Source organism: uncultured Roseobacter sp. (genome assembly GCF_947488185.1).
GTDB lineage: Bacteria > Pseudomonadota > Alphaproteobacteria > Rhodobacterales > Rhodobacteraceae > Roseobacter.
This window is the reverse complement of record NZ_CANKYM010000002.1, coordinates 969,576-987,314: the sequence shown is the minus strand read 5'-3', so window position 1 is coordinate 987,314 and position 17,739 is coordinate 969,576. Positions and strand designations below refer to the sequence as shown.

Here is a 17,739-nt window from a genome sequence, read left to right as displayed (position 1 = left end):
CGCTACATGGCGAAAAACAACCGCTTCGCCCTGAAAATCAAAGGAATTGCCGTTATGTCTGCGCCGCTGCGTCTTGGAATTGCTGGTCTGGGCACGGTTGGGATCGGCGTTCTGCGCATCATTCGGCAACACGCCGCCCTGCTGGCCGCGCGCAGCGGGCGAGAGATCGTCATTTCCGCCGTCTCTGCCCGCGACCGGGCCAAGGATCGCGGCGTGCCACTGGACCACTACGCCTGGGAAAATGACCCAGTCGATCTGGCGACGCGCGATGACGTGGATGTCTTTGTCGAACTGATCGGAGGCGATGAAGGCCCTGCCAAGCAAGCCGTCGAGGCAGCGTTGGCGGCGGGCAAGGACGTGGTGACCGCCAACAAGGCCCTGCTGGCGATCCACGGTCAGGCGCTGGCGGAACAGGCCGAAGGGGCCGGGCGTGTCTTGCGCTATGAGGCCGCGGTGGCAGGCGGCATTCCGGTCATCAAATCGCTGACGGAGGGGCTTGCCGGGAACGAGATCACCCGGGTCATGGGGGTGATGAACGGCTCGTGCAACTACATCCTGACCCGGATGGAGAGCGCGGGCCTCAGCTATGAAGAGGTCTTTGCCGAGGCTGACGGGCTGGGCTATCTGGAGGCCGATCCGCAGCTGGACGTGGGCGGTATCGACGCGGCGCATAAGCTGGCCATTCTTGCCTCGCTGGCCTTCGGCACCAAGGTGAATTTCGACGGTATCACGCTGGAAGGCATCGACCGGGTGAGCATCAATGACATCCACGCCGCTGCCGACATGGGGTACAAGATCAAATTGCTGGGCGTGGCGCAGAAAACCGGGCGCGGGCTGGAGCAGCGCATGCAGCCCTGCCTCGTGCCCGATACCTCGCCGCTGGGGCAATTGGAGGGCGGCACCAACATGGTGGTGTTGGACGGCGACGCCGTGGGCCAGATCGTCCTGCGTGGTCCCGGGGCGGGCGAAGGCCCCACTGCCAGCGCGGTCATGGCCGACGTCTGCGATATCGCCAAGGGATGGCGCGGACCGGTCTTTGGCCTGCCCGCCGACAACCTGACAACGGCAAACCCGGCCCGTGCGGAACTGCCCGCACCCTATTACCTGCGCATGTCGCTTGAGGATAAACCTGGCGCGCTGGCCAAGATCGCCACGGTACTGGGCGACGCCGGCGTCTCCATTGATCGGATGCGCCAGTACGGCCATGACGACACCTCGGCGCCGGTGCTGATCGTGACCCACAAGACCACGCCCGATGCCCTGAACGCGGCGCTGGCGGCCATGGAAACCACCAATGTGCTCTCCGGTGCGCCCGTCGCTCTGCGCATCGAAGCGGTCTGACCGGCGGTTGTACGCCTCACGCTCAAACGATACACCTACCCATAATTAATGCCCAAGAAGGACAGTTTCATGCCAGCCAACGCTCAATTTCAGGACCGTATGCTTTCACTTGGCCTTGCCCGCGTGTCAGAAGCGGCAGCGCTGGCCTCTGCTCGGCTGGTGGGAAACGGTGATGAAAAAGCTGCCGACCAGGCGGCGGTCAACGCCATGCGCGAGCAGCTCAACATGCTGGATATCGCGGGCGTTGTCGTGATCGGCGAAGGCGAGCGGGACGAGGCCCCGATGCTCTACATCGGCGAAGAGGTTGGCACCGGCAATGGCCCCGGCGTGGACATCGCGCTCGATCCGCTGGAAGGCACCACGCTGACCGCAAAGGACATGCCCAACGCGCTCACCGTCATCGCCATGGGCCCGCGTGGCTCCATGCTGCACGCGCCCGATGTCTATATGGACAAGCTCGCCATCGGGCCGGGCTATGCACAGGATGTGGTCACGCTCGACATGAGCCCCGCCGAACGGGTCGCGGCCCTGGCCAAGGCCAAGGGTTGCAGCGCCTCTGACATCACGCTGTGCATTCTGGAACGTCCCCGGCACGAGGAGATGATTGCCGAGGTGCGCAAGACCGGCGCTTCCATCCGCCTGATCACCGATGGTGACGTTGCCGGTGTCATGCATTGCGCGGAGCCGGGCACCGGCATCGACATGTATATGGGCGCGGGCGGCGCGCCCGAAGGTGTACTCGCCGCCGCAGCGCTGAAATGTATGGGCGGGCAGATGTACGGCCGCCTGCTCTTTCGCAACGACGACGAAAAAGGCCGCGCCAGCAAGGCCGGGATCACCGATTTCGACCGCATCTACAGCCGCGACGACATGGTGACCGAAGACGTGATCTTTGCCGCCACCGGCGTGACCGATGGCAACATCCTGCCCGCCGTCAAACGCGAACCCGGCTGGATGACAACCGAAACGCTGATCATGCGGTCCAAGACCGGGTCCGTTCGCCGAATCAACTACCGCACACCAGTTGAGGCCTGAGACCTCCGCAGTGGCGCTGGTGCCTGCGCTCTTGAGGGAGGAGACGCAGTGAGTTTTCTCGGCGTAGAGCAGAGCCTGACCGGGCGGCGTTGGATCGGTCCGCCCGTTGACATCTCTCGTGCTGCCGAAGCCATCGCCCAGCAAAGTGACCTGCCCGATGCTGTGGCACAGGTGCTGGCGCGGCGGGCCGTTGCCCCTGCCGACGCCAAGGGATTCCTCGCCCCATCGTTGCGCGATCTGTTGCCGGACCCCCATGCTTTGAAGGACATGGAAAAAGCGGCGTCGCGGTTCCTGCAGGCTGTTCAGCGCAAAGAGAAAATCGCGATCTTTGCCGATTATGACGTAGACGGCGGTGCATCCGCTGCCCTGCTGCTGGTCTGGCTGCGGCAGATGGGGCGGCAGGCTACGCTCTACATTCCCGACCGGATCGACGAAGGCTATGGCCCCAACGAAGAGGCGATGGCGGACCTCGCCCGCACGCATGATCTGATTGTCTGCGTTGATTGCGGCACCCTCTCCCATGGCCCCATCGCCGCGGCTGTGGGGGCGGATGTCATGGTGCTCGATCATCACCTGGGAACTGAAACGCTGCCCGATGCCTGCGCCGTGGTGAACCCCAACCGGCAGGATGAAATTAGCGATCTGGCGCATCTCTGCGCGGCGGGCGTGGTGTTTCTGCTGCTGGTAGAACTTGGTCGTCAGCTGCGCAGCGCGGGGCAGTCCGGCCCGGATCTGATGGGGATGCTGGATCTCGTTGCCCTGGCCACGGTGGCAGATGTAGCACCGCTTGTTGGTGTAAACCGCGCCTTTGTCCGGCAGGGCCTGCGTGTCATGGCCCGGCGCGCACGGGTCGGCCTGGCGGCCTTGTCGGATGTGGCGCGGATGGATACCGCCCCCACGGCCTACCACCTTGGCTTCCTGCTGGGACCTCGGGTCAACGCCGGTGGGCGCATCGGGGCCGCCGATCTGGGCGCGCGACTTCTGGCCACGGATGATCCGCATGAGGCGACAGCTCTGGCGGAGCGCCTGGACGCGTTAAACACCGAACGGCGCGATATCGAAGCGAGCGTGCGCGCGGCTGCGCTGGCGCAGGCGGAAACCAGGGGTCTGGACAAGGCGCTGGTCTGGGCGGCAGGCCCCGGCTGGCACCCAGGTGTGGTGGGGATCGTGGCCTCGCGGCTCAAGGAAGCCTCCGGGCGCCCCAGCATCGTGATTGGGCTGGAAGACGGCATCGGCAAAGGCTCCGGACGGTCCATATCGGGCATTGATCTTGGCCAGCCGATCCAGCGGCTGACCAGCGAAGGATATCTGTTGAAAGGCGGCGGTCACAAGATGGCAGCGGGCCTGACGGTCGCCGAAGACAAGCTGGAAGAGGCCATGGCGCGGCTGACAGAGCTTTTGGAAAAGCAAGGCGCGCATCTGGCGGGTGCTGCGGATCTGAAGCTCGACGGGTTGCTCATGCCCGCTGCTGCCACGGTTGAGCTGTCGGAGCTGATTGAACAGGCGGGCCCGTTCGGGGCCAGCGCCCCCGCGCCGCGCTATGTCTTTGCCGACATGGCGATCCGCTTTGCCAAGCGCGTCGGCGAGAACCACCTCAAGATCAGCTTTGGCGAGCAGGGTGCCGCCCCCCTTGACGCCATTTGTTTCGGGGCTTTTGACAGCCCTCTGGGCCCGGCTCTGGAAAACCACGGCGGCGCGCGTTTTCACCTCGCCGGACGGCTGGACATCAACACATGGCGTGGGCGGCAAAGCGTTCAGTTACGGCTTGAAGACGCCGCACCGGTTGCACGCTGACTGCGGCAAAGTTTCTTTGTCAGACGCGAAATTTCCGCTTGCGCGCCGGGCGCGGATTGCCTAATCAACCGCTCACGACCAAGTGGCCCGTTCGTCTATCGGTTAGGACGCCAGGTTTTCAACCTGGAAAGAGGGGTTCGATTCCCCTACGGGCTGCCACTTTCCCCCTCAGACAAAGATTTCGAAGAACAAACCGAATTGATCAGCAGTTGCACCTATGAATTTGTGCGCAATTCAGGGCGGAGATCTCCCGAGGCGTTATGGTTGTGCTGCAAATGAAGGCGACAGGTCAATCCTTGCGCAGGCCGTTTGAGAGTGAACCCGCGCGTAGGAACGCGCTCGCCAGCATCCGCAGATTTCGGGTCGTCACTGCAAACCTTCAATCCGGAATTGTTGCCATCTGAAGAAAGCTGATCAGGTCTTCGCGATCCTGTGCTTTCGTGATCCGCTGCATGGGCATCTTTGATCCCGGGATGTAGTGATCGGGACCAAGATCGAACAACTGGTCAATTGTCTCCTCGCTCCAGACGATCTGCGCCTCCGCAAGCGTTGCCGAGTAAGCGTATCCGGCGACACTGCCTGCGGATCGGCCAAAGAGCCCGTGCAATGACGGCCCCGCCCGGCGCTTTCCGTCCGGCTCCAGCGTGTGGCAAATGGAGCATTTGCGTTGGAACTGGCGCTCCCCGTTGGACATCTCTTTCGGATCTTTCAGGAAGGACCGTTCAGTGCCCGTCATATGGGTGGCCTCGGACAGACCGTCAGTTGGCCAGCTGTACACCGCATCCGTGATCCCCCCGGCGTGAATGTTCCGACCATCCGGTGAGAAAGCCAAAGCCCAGACCGGTCCGGAGGCCGTTGCGCGAAAATCTTCCGCAATCCGCCAGGCGCGGCTATCGATCATCATGATGTAGCCCTGGGCATCCCCCACGGCGATCCGCCCAATGTCCGACTGGTAAGCCATGGCCAGAATGGGCCGCCTGTCCGCTGTGAAGTCACCGATTTCCGTTGCTTCTGGCAAAGCGACCACCCGGGTGCCACCATCGACCGCCCCATAGGCGAGCCAACTGTCGTCCGGCGCGACCAGCAGGGCATTGATCCCGAACCCATGTTGCACAAGACGTCGAAGAAACTCACCAGTACGCGCATCCCAGAGCCTGATGGTCCCATCCGCTGAAGCCGTATAGACCTGACCGCCATCAGCGGAGAAAGCAACGTCACTGACTGTATTTACGTGGCCTGCTAGTTCGACGGGCGCGCCACCCTCCAGAGACCAGATGCGCACGGTCCTATCCCAGCTTGCAGAAGCAACCCGCGTGCCGTCAGGCGAAACGGCGAGACGGATGACCTTGGCGCTGTGCCGGCCAAGCTCACGCATCGACCCATCCCTCGGGTCCCAGAGGCGCACAGAGTAGTCGTCACCACCGGATACCACCCTGCCCCCAGCCACCGGGGCAACGGTATTCACCGCAGCCTCGTGCCCTTCCAACCAGATTGGGACGCCGTCCTGCCACAGGCCCACAGAATTATCAAAGCTGGCCGTCAGAATGGCTCCATCAGCGCGCACGCTGATGCCTTTAACCGGCCCGCCGTGCCCTTCAAGGATGAATGAGTCTTGCGCCAAAAGCAGATTTGGACCGATGCCAAAAGCAAGGCAAAACGTCCATAACAGCAGCCGTCCGGCTGCGCGCGTCACTCTTGCGTTTTTCATACCTGCATGCGCCGCCTTTTCCGTTCCGGGCCAAGTTTCACGCGTCAATTGCATCGCACCCTAGCAGCCCAAACCGCGCCTCGTCGATTCACCGGCTCGGCCAAGCAGACTGGCCGCGTCAGAACACAACATTCATGACCAGCAACGACACAACGAGAAACAGGATCGTCATGACGCCGCCGCTTTTGATGAAGTCCGTCACCCGGTAGCCCGCTGGCCCCATGATCAGGGCGTTGACCTGATGGGTAGGAATGAGAAAGGAATTTGACGTCGATATCGCGACGGTCAGGGCAAAAATGGCCGGATCTCCCCCTGCCGCCACAGCGATTGAAACCGCCAAGGGCACCAGCAACACCGTCGCCCCGACATTCGACATGATCAGCGTGAACACCGTGGCAAGCACCGCAACCCCGGCCTGCAGGGACCAGAGCGGCCAGCCGTTCAGCAGGGACAGGATCTGATCGGCAATCCAGGCCGCCGTGCCTGTTGTCTGCACCGCCTGCCCAAGCGGGATCAGGCTGGCCAAAAGGAAAACGGTGCTCCAGCTAACGGCCTCATAGGCATCGTCGATGTCCAGCACACCCGTCAGGATCATGCCCACCGCCCCGGTCAGCAGGCATAAAGACAGGCGCAGATCCGTGAAGAGGATCAGGGATATCGAGATGATGAAGAACAGCAGCGCCCACCCGACTTTCTTGGGGCGCAGTTCCTCCTGGGGGAAATCCGTGGTGACCACCACGAAATCCCGGTCGCGCGTCAGCCGGGTCAAGGCTTCCCAGGTGCTGTGGATGACCAGGGTGTCCCCTGCGTGAAACGGGACTTCCCCCACGGCCGTCGGGGCGTGGTCTTCTGTCTCCACGTAACTCATCGTTTCTTCATCGCGGTGAATGGCCAGAAGGCTGGCCCCATAGGTCTTGCGAAAGACCAGATCATGCGCGCATTTGCCGATAACCGAAGAGCCGGGCGGCACGACCATTTCGGCCACCCCGGATTTAGTGGCGGCGTAATCCTCGGCAAATACCTCCAGGGCGTTGTGCAGGATGTACCCGCCTTCTTCGACCATGCGGTGAATGACCTTCTCGCGCCCAAGCACGGCAATGCGACAGGGGGCGGTGATCTGCGTCTGGATGACGGGCGCAAACCAGCGCTTGCCCTGATAGGCGCTGCCGATGATGTAGACGTGGTAGCGTTGCATCACGTCATCGAAGGTTTCGCCCACACAATCATGCCCTTCTGGGATCGAGATCTCAAAAATGTCAGTCTTCAGACCATATATGTTTTTCAGATAATCCTTCAGGGACTGGCCGCTGGTACCGTCCCCGGTCTTCCTGCCCTTTGGCAGAACCCAGCGACCCAAAAGTGTGAAATAGAGGATACCTGTCGCAACAAGGCAGATGCCTACGGGCGTTACGGAAAACAGGCTGAAGGTCGCCATCTGCTGGTCCGCGGGCAGCGATTGATTGGCGCTTAACAGCAAATCATTCAGCAGGATCAACGGTGAGGAGCCCACCATTGTCATCGTCCCGCCCAGAATGGCGCAGAATCCCATAGGCATCAGCAAGCGGCTGAGCGGCAGTTCTGTGCGTACCGAAATCCGGCTAACCACGGGCAGGAAAAGAGCGGCGGCCCCCACATTCTGCATGAAGGAGGAAATCACGCCGACCGTGCCGGAGACAATCGGGATGATCCTGGTTTCTGTTTTCCCACCGTGTTTCAGGATCAGGGAAGCCACCTTGCTCATCAAGCCGGTTTTGTCCAACCCCGCGCCGATGATCATCACCGCAATGATCGAGACAACCGCGTTGGAGGCGAGGCCGTTGAACAGGTTGCTGACGTCCGCCAGCGATCCGAGACCGGGCAATTGACTGAGCAGACCCAGCAAGACCATGACCATGATCGCGGCCAGGTCTATTCGGACAATTTCAGAGACAAACAAGAAGACCGTGAATGCCAGCAGACCAAGAACCACTGACATTTCAAAAGTAAGACTGATATTTTCCAAGTCACGCCCCCCGTTTTCAATTGTTACTGCCAGAAGACTGCACACGCAACAATCCGTCAGAACATGGAGTGTCAGCGCACGTCAGACCCTCTTTCTCCAGATAGGAGGTCTTTTCAGGCGCATCCGCAGTTCCGAGGACATCGAAGTAAGCATCCGAGCATGGATCACCTTTAATGCTCGCGGTCGGAGCACACCGAAAATGATCTTCAATTTTAGCACTGCGCAGATCAAGAACCATAATCACTGACTTGGACGGCGACCCTTGTGGCAAAACACCCGGGGCGGGACATGCATGATTGTCAGGTGAATCCTCTCGTAGGATGCGGCAAGATGCTCTTGATACTCTATAAACTGCTGCGCGTACGTCCAGTTTCTGCGCGTGACATCCATTGAAAGGCGGCAAAAAGCCAATCTTTCGACGCGAGAAAGGTCACTTACATCGACTTTGCCCAAGGTGTGTCTCGAAAAGACCCGTCGACACCAGGGTCACTTTCAAAAAGAACTCCGACATTTTTTTGGTGAGCGCCTAAACGTGGCTTAAATGAACCCTGTTCCCGGCTTCCCCGCCTTGACTGTTCACGCAGGAGGTTGGTGTCTCAAGCATGTTTTACGATCGGCGTACGGGATGACGCCAATGCGGGATCCCGCTCTTTCTCGCGTAGATCTTCAGAAAAGAATGTATGCCGCCCGCGCCCACGGTACTTCGACTCGTAGAGCGCAACATCGGCATCCCCCAGCAGGTTATCCGCTGTCAAAACCGGATAGTTGCTCGACAGGGTTGTGCCGGCGCTGCCGGAAACCTCACAGCGCGCGCCTTCGAAATAGATGGGCTCGCTCAACTTTTTAATGATGCGGTTTGCGATCTGATCAATGATTGCGGGATCTTCCACATCGCGCAGCAGCAAAACAAACTCATCCCCCCCCACGCGGGCAACCGTGTCGCGGCTGCGCACTTCGTTCAACATAATCGTGGAGACCTGTTGCAGCACATGATCACCAGCCGCATGGCCCATCGTGTCATTGACCGCCTTGAAGTAGTCTAGGTCCATGTGCATCAGGGCAAAACATTCTCCCTCGGCAATCAGGTCCGCAAGAACCTGATCCATGGCACGCCGGTTCTTCAGTCCGGTCAGCGTATCGGTCAGGGCCTGCTCCTCTGCGGCAATGCGTGCGCCCTGCAGTCGGCGGTTCAACTGCCGCGATGCCTCCATTGCCGCCGACTTTGCCTCTACGAGGTAGAGCATCTCGATCGTCAGATCAGTCGGGGCAAAATCCGCCGCCGTAAGCTTGTATTCCTGCACGGCGTCCACGACCGAAATGCCAAAGGAAAGGTTGACAATCATCTGCCCGACTTCGGGACCCTCCATCAAAACGCCCTTGAGTTCACGGTGCGGAGGATCGCGAAACTGCATGTGCAGTTTCATGCCCGCCTTCTCGCGCAGCGCGCTTATTGACTTGATTTCCCTGGGTCTTTTGATCTCGAACACATCGAGAAAGGAACGACCCACAAGGCTTTGATCCGGCAGCAATTTCTGCGCTGTCGGTCCTGCGAACCCGATATCGCCATTGCGGTTGAGGATGACATGCATCGGGCACATCACGTTCAGCATTTTGTAACACAGGGTGGCGCCGCTCATCAGACACTTACCCCCAATTCGAACCCACGACCTTCCGCAAAATCCGTCTCGAGAAGAGCGATCGCGACGGTCTCGACGCCATCCTTAACCCCCTGATGCTCCAGAAATACGAGCGCGCCATAGTCATCCGCCATCGCCCGCAGCACCCCGGTAAAAAGATGCCCACAGCCGGGAATGTCGCCTTCACAGTTCAAGCTGAACTGATGCGGATTATGTTCCCGCAGCTCAATCCGCGGCAAAACAAGATCGGCCACGGCCAGTCGGGCGCGGTCGGGCAAATCATCCAGCGAATGCAGGAAATCCAGAAAATTGACACCGCCAAAACGCAGCAGCCTGCGCAGGGCTTCCAGGTTGGGATGCGAGACCAGGTAGGTGCCGATGTCTTCCATCAACTCGTCGTAGGGGCGGTCAAGCACATCACAGACGGCCGCCAGGACACGGGGTGTCAGGCAGTCTTCATAAGTCCACATCGCCTCGAACTCGACGAACCCGAGATCCGCATTGCGCGCAACGGCAGCCCATTGTGCACTGCCATAGCTGTCAACGACAAACCGTTGAATAGCTCTGTTCACAAGCCCATGCATGATTGCCTCATTTCCGTAACAGGCCGGACAATGAAGCCTAGCGGTTAACAAAGAGCCAACATCGCCAATTGTACAGATAATTTCAGGCCAACTGCATGCTAGAAGTCCGTCGGAGCGCCCCCTTCAGCTTTGCGACGGTCAACGAAGTCAGCCAACTCTTCGCGGATGGCGTCCTCCATGGGTGGGGCCTCGAAACTGCCGATGATCTCCTTGAACATCAGATGCGCGCGCTCCGGGGTCCAGACGGCACCGGCCACCTCCCAGCCTTCGTAGTTTTTCCAGTCACTCAGGAAAGGTTGATAGAAGGCGGTCGTATACCGGTCCTGCGTATGCTGGATACCGAAAAAATGCCCTGCGTTGCCAACGGATTTGATGGCATCCAGCGCAATCTCATCGGGGCCGGTCGCAGTGATTATCGGATCCATATAGCGTTGAATCTGCTGCAGGATTTCGCAATCCATGATGAATTTCTCCGGGCTTGCGATCAGCCCACCCTCAAGCCAGCCTGCCGCGTGGTAGACCATGTTCGTTCCCGACTGCACGGCGGCCCAAAGGCTGTTGGAGGTCTCCCACATCGCCTGCCCGTCCGGCACATTGGCCGCACAGACACCGCTTGACCGCATCGGCAGGCCGTAAAACCGGCACAGCTGCCCGGTCATTTGTGTCGCGCGCATGTATTCCGGGGTGCCAAAGGCGGGAGCGCCCGATTTCATATCCACATTCGAGGTAAAGGTCCCGATGGCCACGGGGCAGCCCGGTTTGATGATTTGCGCGAGCACCACCGCACAAAGGGCTTCGGCCAGGGATTGAGCCACCGCGCCAGCCATGGTGACGGGCGCCATGGCACCTGCCAGGGTGAACGGCGTGACCACCAACCCCTGTCCACGCCGGGCCATACGCATCCAGCCGTCCAGCATCGGGATATCATGTTTGAGCGGTGATGTTGAGTTAATATTCGTGTACATTCTTGGGCTTGCGTCAAATTCTTCATGTGACAGCCCACCCGCGATACGCACCATTTCCATCACATCTTCGACGCGCTCTTTACCCAGCGAATAGGCGTGCATCACCTTGTCCGTGAGCGTCAGTTTGTCATAGAGAACGTCCAGATGACGGATCGATGCGTGTAGATCCACAGGCTCCACCGGATAGCCGCCTGCAAAGTGGATGCAGTTGAAATACTGGGTCAGCTTCAGCAGGTTCCGACACATCTCACGCGTGCCAGGCACCTTGGTGCCCCGCTCCATATCCCAATAGTTGGGCGGCGATGAGACGTTGCCAAAGAGCAGGTTGCGCCCGCCAACGGTGATCCTGCGATCCAGATTGCGCGGGGTCAGGATGAATTCCGACGGCGCCTTGGCGATCCACTCCATAACGAAGTCCCTGCCCATGCGGACATTCTCACCGTTGATGGTGCACCCTGCCTTGCGCAGAATGTCCAAGGCTTCGCGGTTCAGAAACTCGACGCCGATCTCTTCGAGAATGCGCATGGCACCATCGTGAATGGCCGCGACCCCTTCGGGCGAGAGCGGCTCGGTCGGTGCGTCCGTGTTGACCGGCGGGTTCCACGGCATCTGCTCGATCACGGCGCTTCCGCGGCGTGTCGCGGCACCTGCGCGCCCGCCGCCGCGTGTTCTGCGTTTGGTTGTTGACATGGCCATGCGGTTGCCCTCCTCGCACCTCTGTCTTCATAAAGGGCAGAGGCGCTGGCGGGCAGCCGTCTTGTTCGCGACGGATTCAGTCGTTTTTATGCGGGCATGGTGGCTGGTTTCACGTGCCTTGTGCTGCAATCCAGTCGGGAAGCGCGGAGATATCATCAAAAACCGCATCCGCGTAGGGCGCCAGGACATCGCGCCCGGCAAGCCCGGTCAAAACGCCGACACAGCGCATACCAGCGGCCCGTCCGGCCTGCAGATCATGGGTGCTGTCGCCGACCATGACAATCTGCTCCACCGGCAAATCGACAGCCTCGGCAAAGGCCAGAAGCTGCCCCGGCGCGGGTTTGCCGCCATGGCCGCTGTCAAAGCCAACAATGAAATCAAAAAGCTCGGTGACCCCTGCGCGCGCCAGATGTGTCCGGGCGGGCGCTTCGGCATCGTTGGTCGCCACGCCCAGTCGCAGGCCATTTTGCCGTAAACCGCTGAGGAAGGGGACCAGCGGCACCGCCTCCACCTGGGGCGCCCGCTCGGCCTCCGCGTTCAGGAAATCCAGCAGGCTGGTCATTGAATGCCCCTGCATATGCGGCAACAGGGTTTCCGCCACCTCCCCAGGTGTGCCTGCAATCACGACGCTGTCGGGCTGAAATCGTCGTTGCGCGTAGTCAAATCCGATGATCGCGCCCAGGTCCACCGCAACATCGGCGTTAGGCGTCACACCCTCAAGGAACGCGGCGGCCCACGCCTCCCATGTGGCGGCGAAATCAAAGAGTGTCCCGTCTTTGTCGAAAAGCGCACCACGCACCGCAGTCATGTCCAGTTGACCTCCTCGCCGCCTGGAAGCACCTGTCGGGCGCGCATCACGCTGTCATAACCTACACCGAGCGTATCGCAGGCCTGAACCACCCAAGTGTCATCCATCATTACGAAATCCATGACCGACCCCAGAAACACCGGGTCCGTGGCCCCGGCCCGCAGATCGGATTCCACAGCCCCTGTTGCGCCCAGAAACACCGGCAGAAGCTCTTCATTCCCCGCCAGCCAGCCCAACAGCCTGATGCCGAAGACTTCGGCGGATTCCCGCGTGTACATGATGGTTTGCCCGCAGATTGCACCCAATTCGAAACCCTTTGTTAACCAAATTGAGCGCAATGTCGATCATCGGAAATTAACCCTCGAAAGGACGCAGAGCGCGTGCAGGGCAAAATTCTCATCGTGGATGCGATCTCGACAAATCGCATTGTTTTAAAGGTCAAACTCGCCTCTGCCTTCTATGAGGTGATTCAGGCTGCAACGGCCGATGAGGCCTGCGTTGCAGCATTGCGACACGATCCTGATCTGATCATTTCCGCAATGGCCCTGCCCGATTGCGACGCGGCAGAGCTTTGCAACAGGTTGAAGCGGAGCCCCCAAACCCGTGCGATCCCGATGATGGTGGTCGGATGCCGCCCCGATGCGGACACGCGGCTCAAAGCGCTTGAAGCAGGCGTGCAGGACGTGATGCTGAAACCCATCGACGACACGCTGCTGCTGGCGCGCGTGCGCAGCCTGATCCGTGCCCATAACTCGGCGGCGGAATGGCAGATGCGTGATGACACCTCGCGCGCCCTGGGCTTTGCTGAGGAATCGATGGAATTCGGGCCTCCGGGCCGCGCCGTGCTGGTGGGGTCGGACGCCGCTACGGCCCACAACTGGATGACCCTGCTCCGCCCGCATCTGCGCACCAGCCTGGATTTCAGCACGCCCGAGACCGCCTTGCGGGATCTCTCACCGGGCAAGGTGCCTGACGTCTTCATCCTGACCCTGGCGGAGGACGACAACAATACCAGCGATGTCCTGCGCCTGCTGGCTGCAATCCGCGCTACGGCAATCACCCGCCATTCAGGGATCCTGGTGCTGCAGTCACGTCCCGATCCAGGATTGGGGGCCTATGCGCTCGATCTGGGGGCCGACGATTTGATGACCGACGGCTTCGACGTGGCCGAGCTGACCCTGAGGGTCAAGGCGATGCTGCGCCGCAAGCGGATTGCCGATCAGCTGCGCGCCACCGTGCGCACCGGCCTGCAGGCGGCTGTGTCCGACCCGCTGACCGGGCTGCACAATCGGCGTTATGCGATGCCGCATCTGGCCCGCGTGGCCGAACATTCTGCTGCAACGGGACGCAGCTTTGCCGTGATGGTGGCTGATCTGGATCATTTCAAACGGATCAACGACCTTTACGGCCATGCTTCGGGCGATGCGGTGCTGGTGGAAACGGCACGGCGGCTGCGCGACAATCTGCGCGGCGTCGATCTGATCGCCCGGATCGGCGGTGAAGAGTTCCTGATCGTGATGCCCGCCACCCCGCTGTCAGAGGCGCGCGCCGCAGCAAGCCGACTGTGCCGCAAGATCGGCGGGCGTGGGTTCACCGTGCCCGGCGCGGACGAACCGATCAAGGTCACCGTCTCCATCGGCGTCACCATCGGCGGCATGCGGGCCAAACATGAAGCCAAAGAGCAGCAGGACGCCAACATGCTGCTCGACGCAGCGGACAAGGCGCTCTATGCGGCCAAGCTGCAGGGCCGCAATCAGGTCAACCTCAATCGGCCCGCAGCCTGAGCAATTTCAATACTTTATGCCGTCTTATTGATGTCGTTTTCGCGACTTCGGGCCGCGCCGCAGAACCTCTTCGATCTCTTCGGCATAGGCCGCGCGCTCTGCATCGCTCATATTCGCGACGACTTCCAGCCACGCGTCTTGCGCCACTTGCTGCACCCTGATCGCGGTTTGCGCCTGACTGGTCACAACATCGGACAAGGCCTGTGCATCAAAGGGAGAGGCGCGCAACACTGCCAGCGTTTCGAGATAGAGCGCGCGCCGCGCCGCACGGTCCGGCAGATCGCCCTTCTTGCCTGCACGGACCGCCTGGATCACGGACCGGCGCTCCTCTCGCGGCAAGGCAATCATGTAAGGCAATCCATACGCCCCGAACCCCGCAGAACGCGGCCCACCCCGCTTTTCATCACCGTGCCGCAACGCCGTGCCGGCGATCAGCCCCACAACAGCAAGGTTCAGCGCCAGGGACAGCCCAAGGATCACCTTGATCCGGCGCGATATCCGCGGTCGTTTCGGGGGGGTGTCCTGCATGGCTCAGTCTCCGTCCAGATCCCAGCCGAAGCTGGTCAGTTCCGCGGTCGTACTCATGACCTCCGCACTCTCGTATCCCAGAATCAATGCGCCTGCATCGGGCAAGGTCTCGGGCGGGCTCCACCCGATCCACACGCCTGCCGTGGCAGCCGCCACCAGCCCTCCCATGCCCTGCCAGCCCCCGAGGAGGTCAGCAACCCATGCCCGCAGCCCCGGGCGCACCACATCGTGTCGACCGTGAGTTGGTTGCAGGACATCCGCATCCGCCAGCACCCGTGCCATCAGTGCCTCTGTCACCTCCGGCGGATGCGCTCGGGCATCGTCAAACAAGGCGTCCAGCGCCTCGGCTTCAGCGTCATTATCCTGCTTTTTCATCTTCATATCCCAATTCTGCGCGCCGCCCGGCCAATAGATCGGTCAACGCACGTTTACCCCGCGCCGTCAGACTTTCCACAGCGCGCGGGCCGATCTCCATAACCTGCGCAATCTCGGGGTTCGATAGCCCCTCGATGTGGCGCAGCACCACCGCCTGCCGCTGCCGCGCCGGCAATTGATCAAGCGCCTCCTGAAGCGCATCGTGGCGCGCCCTATTCTGTATCTGCTCCACCGCGCCGGGGGTCGGATCCTCCGGTTCGGCGATCTCGTCGAGGCCGACACCGCGGCGCTTACGCAACCGGTCCGTGCAGAGGTTGGCCGTGACGCGGTAGAGCCACGTTGTCACCTGCGCTTCACCCTGCCGCCAGTCCGGGGCAATCCGCCACAACCGCACCATCGCCTCCTGTGCCACGTCCTCCGCTTCGGCCCCGTCACCAAGCAGGCGCAGGGCATGCCCAAAGACACGCGGCAGGAGCCGCGCCGTCAACGTGCGGGCCGCCGTGGGATCGCCGTTGGCATAGAGCACCAAAAGCGCATCATCCGTCGCAAAAGCTGGGTCGTCCGGCGGCATATCCATTCCGAGCATCGATAAGTGGCTGCGGACGTGCAATCAAGTCACGCCGCAGCCTATTGCCTTGATCTGAGACGTTACTCGGCGGGCGCGCGTCCCTTGCGATGCCCTTTCATATTGGCCCGCGCCGCATCGAATTCTGCCTCTGAAATGGTGCCGTTACCATCCGTATCGACCCGGTCGAACCGGCGCTCTGCCCGCTCTGCACGGTCCGGCTTCTGCATCTCTTCAGCGGAAAGTTTGCCGTCCGCATTCGTATCCAGCCGTTCGATCATTCGGCTGGCAAAGGCACGGGCACGTTCTGCCCCCGCCGCCTCAAGCTCTTCCTGGGTCAGGAAACCATCGCCATCGGTGTCGGCGCTTGCCATGCGGGCCGCACCGCGCGCCTGCATCTCTTCCTTGGTGATCTGACCGTCGCTGTTGCTGTCCAGCGTCTCAAAATCGATCGGTGCGCCATGGTGCCCGCCGCGGGCATAGGCAGCCCCACCTGCAACAGCGATGGCAGTGGCGGCGATCAGGCCGATAAATACTGTATTTTTCATCTCGATACTCCAAAAGGTTATGTCCGTCTGCGACCCTCTTTGCGGGGTTGGACAGTCTTTTTACGGAGGCGGGCGCCATTCCCGTCGCAAAATTTTTCGGCAGGTCTTCGCGACATCCCGCCGCAGCGACAACGCCGTGTCTTTTATTTGCCGCGTTAAAGGCGCATTAGGAACGGATGTGAAAGGATCCGGTTCATGTCAGACATCTCGCAAGCCCCCTCCAGCCTGTCCGCAAGCAGTGCCGAGGTGCATCAGGAAGAGCGCGACACCAAGCGTGCCATGCTGCGTGGATGGAGCCGTAAATGCCCGAATTGCGGCAGCGGTCCCTTGCTGAAATCCTATCTCAAGGTCAACGACAGCTGTTCGGTGTGCCGCGAGGAGTTGCACCATCACCGCGCCGACGATGGGCCCGCATATTTGACGATCCTTTTTGTCGGCCACCTGATGGCGCCGTTGCTGCATCTGGTCTTTGTAAAATGGCGGCCGGAACCAATGACGCTATTTACCATTTTTGCGGTTGGCTGTGTCGGCCTGTCGCTTTACCTTTTGCCACGACTGAAGGGGGCCATTGTCGGCTACCAATGGGCGCGCGGCATGGGTGGGTTTGGCAAATCGCTCTAGCTACACGCGGTGAGCCCCCGGAACCCAAGGGGGCAGCGCATGCCAGAGACACGCACACCGGATAAATCTGCCATAAGACATGCGGCGACGGTCATCGTGCTGCGGGATCGTGAAACGCATCCGAAAATCCTGATGGGCCAACGGGGGGCGCGGGCCGCCTTCATGCCAAACAAATTCGTCTTTCCCGGCGGTGCGGTGGATGCGGGCGACGCAAAGGTCCCGCTGGCGGGCGCACTGCCTGCGCTCTGCGCCACCCGTTTGGCCGAAGATGCCCGCGCCGCGACCCCGCACGCCTTGGCGGTCGCCGCGATTCGTGAACTTTGGGAAGAAACGGGCCTTGTGCTGGGCGCATCCGGCGCCTGGCCCGACGATGTACCCGATGACTGGCAAGGCTTTGCGGCGAGAGGGTATCTCCCCTCGGCCGCGGGGTTGCAATTCGTTTTTCGTGCACTCACGCCTCCGGGACGGCCTCGCCGCTTTGACGCACGTTTCTTTCTCGTGGATGCGGAAGACATCGCGAACGATCCCGATGATTTTTCCGCCGCCAGCGACGAGCTCTCACATCTGCAATGGGTCAGCTTGCGCGATGCACGCGCCTTCGACATGCCGTTCATCACCGAAGTCGTCCTCTCCGAGATCCAGGCCCGTGCGACGGACAAAGCCCCGCCCGCCAGCATCCCTTTCTTCAAGAACAATGACGAAGAAAGCCTGTTTCTGCGGCTGCGGGGCGTGCCGATGTCCGGTTGAC

General features: G+C 61.1%; 17 protein-coding genes and 1 tRNA gene. 7 read left to right on the top strand and 11 right to left on the bottom strand.

The features are described from left to right. The first annotated feature begins 54 nt into the window (after positions 1 to 54). The 4 genes from Q1A52_RS10615 to Q1A52_RS10600 all read left to right on the top strand — a co-directional run bounded on the left by Q1A52_RS10615 (position 55) and on the right by Q1A52_RS10600 (position 4,329). Positions 55 to 1,341 (top strand): homoserine dehydrogenase, encoded by a 1,287-nt coding sequence (locus Q1A52_RS10615; protein WP_300014596.1) that lies wholly within the window; start codon positions 55 to 57, stop codon positions 1,339 to 1,341. Positions 1,342 to 1,410: 69 nt separating this feature from the next. After that, on the top strand, positions 1,411 to 2,376 hold the full coding sequence (gene glpX / locus Q1A52_RS10610; protein ID WP_300014592.1) for a class II fructose-bisphosphatase: 966 nt from the start codon (positions 1,411 to 1,413) through the stop codon (positions 2,374 to 2,376). Between the two features lie 48 nt (positions 2,377 to 2,424). After that, positions 2,425 to 4,170 carry a single-stranded-DNA-specific exonuclease RecJ gene (recJ, locus tag Q1A52_RS10605; RefSeq protein ID WP_300014589.1) on the top strand — a complete coding sequence of 582 codons (1,746 nt, stop codon included), beginning with the start codon at positions 2,425 to 2,427 and terminating at the stop codon, positions 4,168 to 4,170. Between the two features lie 84 nt (positions 4,171 to 4,254). Next, positions 4,255 to 4,329, top strand: a tRNA-Glu gene (locus Q1A52_RS10600). A 220-nt stretch (positions 4,330 to 4,549) separates the two neighbouring features. On the opposite strand, the gene Q1A52_RS10595 is transcribed toward Q1A52_RS10600, so the two are convergent. The 7 genes from Q1A52_RS10595 to Q1A52_RS10565 form a co-directional block, all read right to left on the bottom strand. Beyond that, a complete protein-coding gene (locus Q1A52_RS10595) occupies positions 4,550 to 5,878 on the bottom strand; it encodes a c-type cytochrome (RefSeq protein ID WP_300014587.1) in 1,329 nt (442 codons plus the stop codon). A gap of 118 nt (positions 5,879 to 5,996) precedes the next feature. Beyond that, on the bottom strand, positions 5,997 to 7,853 hold the full coding sequence (locus Q1A52_RS10590; RefSeq protein ID WP_300014584.1) for an SLC13 family permease: 1,857 nt from the start codon (positions 7,851 to 7,853) through the stop codon (positions 5,997 to 5,999). Between the two features lie 623 nt (positions 7,854 to 8,476). Continuing rightward, positions 8,477 to 9,517 (bottom strand): diguanylate cyclase, encoded by a 1,041-nt coding sequence (locus Q1A52_RS10585; RefSeq protein WP_300014581.1) that lies wholly within the window; start codon positions 9,515 to 9,517, stop codon positions 8,477 to 8,479. Further along, the gene (locus Q1A52_RS10580) at positions 9,517 to 10,101 is read right to left on the bottom strand and encodes a heme NO-binding domain-containing protein (RefSeq protein ID WP_300014578.1); all 585 of its coding nucleotides are present in this window, start codon (positions 10,099 to 10,101) and stop codon (positions 9,517 to 9,519) included. The genes Q1A52_RS10585 and Q1A52_RS10580 overlap by 1 nt, the downstream gene beginning before the upstream one ends. 98 nt (positions 10,102 to 10,199) lie before the next feature. Continuing rightward, positions 10,200 to 11,762, bottom strand: a complete 1,563-nt coding sequence (locus Q1A52_RS10575; protein ID WP_300014575.1) for a trimethylamine methyltransferase family protein — start codon at positions 11,760 to 11,762, stop codon at positions 10,200 to 10,202. 109 nt (positions 11,763 to 11,871) lie between these two features. Next, positions 11,872 to 12,570, bottom strand: coding sequence for an HAD family hydrolase (locus Q1A52_RS10570; protein WP_300014572.1), 699 nt, complete (start codon positions 12,568 to 12,570; stop codon positions 11,872 to 11,874). Then, complete coding sequence (locus tag Q1A52_RS10565; protein ID WP_300014980.1) at positions 12,567 to 12,851, bottom strand: DUF3572 domain-containing protein; 285 nt, start codon at positions 12,849 to 12,851, stop codon at positions 12,567 to 12,569. The genes Q1A52_RS10570 and Q1A52_RS10565 overlap by 4 nt, the downstream gene beginning before the upstream one ends. Positions 12,852 to 12,950: 99 nt before the next feature. Between Q1A52_RS10565 and Q1A52_RS10560 the strand changes: the two genes are divergently transcribed. Next, positions 12,951 to 14,354, top strand: coding sequence for a diguanylate cyclase (locus Q1A52_RS10560; protein ID WP_299776873.1), 1,404 nt, complete (start codon positions 12,951 to 12,953; stop codon positions 14,352 to 14,354). 24 nt (positions 14,355 to 14,378) lie between these two features. On the opposite strand, the gene Q1A52_RS10555 is transcribed toward Q1A52_RS10560, so the two are convergent. From Q1A52_RS10555 to Q1A52_RS10540, 4 genes are all read right to left on the bottom strand, one after another. After that, the gene (locus Q1A52_RS10555; protein ID WP_300014568.1) at positions 14,379 to 14,882 is read right to left on the bottom strand and encodes a periplasmic heavy metal sensor; all 504 of its coding nucleotides are present in this window, start codon (positions 14,880 to 14,882) and stop codon (positions 14,379 to 14,381) included. Between the two features lie 3 nt (positions 14,883 to 14,885). Then, on the bottom strand, positions 14,886 to 15,257 hold the full coding sequence (locus Q1A52_RS10550; protein ID WP_300014565.1) for a hypothetical protein: 372 nt from the start codon (positions 15,255 to 15,257) through the stop codon (positions 14,886 to 14,888). Then, positions 15,241 to 15,834, bottom strand: coding sequence for an RNA polymerase sigma factor (locus tag Q1A52_RS10545; RefSeq protein WP_300014562.1), 594 nt, complete (start codon positions 15,832 to 15,834; stop codon positions 15,241 to 15,243). The genes Q1A52_RS10550 and Q1A52_RS10545 overlap by 17 nt, the downstream gene beginning before the upstream one ends. Before the next feature lie 71 nt (positions 15,835 to 15,905). Further along, positions 15,906 to 16,370 (bottom strand): EF-hand domain-containing protein, encoded by a 465-nt coding sequence (locus Q1A52_RS10540; protein ID WP_300014559.1) that lies wholly within the window; start codon positions 16,368 to 16,370, stop codon positions 15,906 to 15,908. A 195-nt stretch (positions 16,371 to 16,565) separates the two neighbouring features. On the opposite strand from Q1A52_RS10540, the gene Q1A52_RS10535 reads away from it, so the two are divergent. Both Q1A52_RS10535 and Q1A52_RS10530 read left to right on the top strand, forming a co-directional pair. Continuing rightward, positions 16,566 to 16,991: a DUF983 domain-containing protein gene (locus tag Q1A52_RS10535; protein WP_299867926.1), complete on the top strand. Its 426-nt coding sequence runs from the start codon at positions 16,566 to 16,568 to the stop codon at positions 16,989 to 16,991. 39 nt (positions 16,992 to 17,030) lie between these two features. Continuing rightward, entirely contained in the window at positions 17,031 to 17,738 is a 708-nt protein-coding gene (locus Q1A52_RS10530) for an NUDIX hydrolase (RefSeq protein WP_300014556.1), read from the top strand. Position 17,739 lies beyond the last annotated feature (1 nt).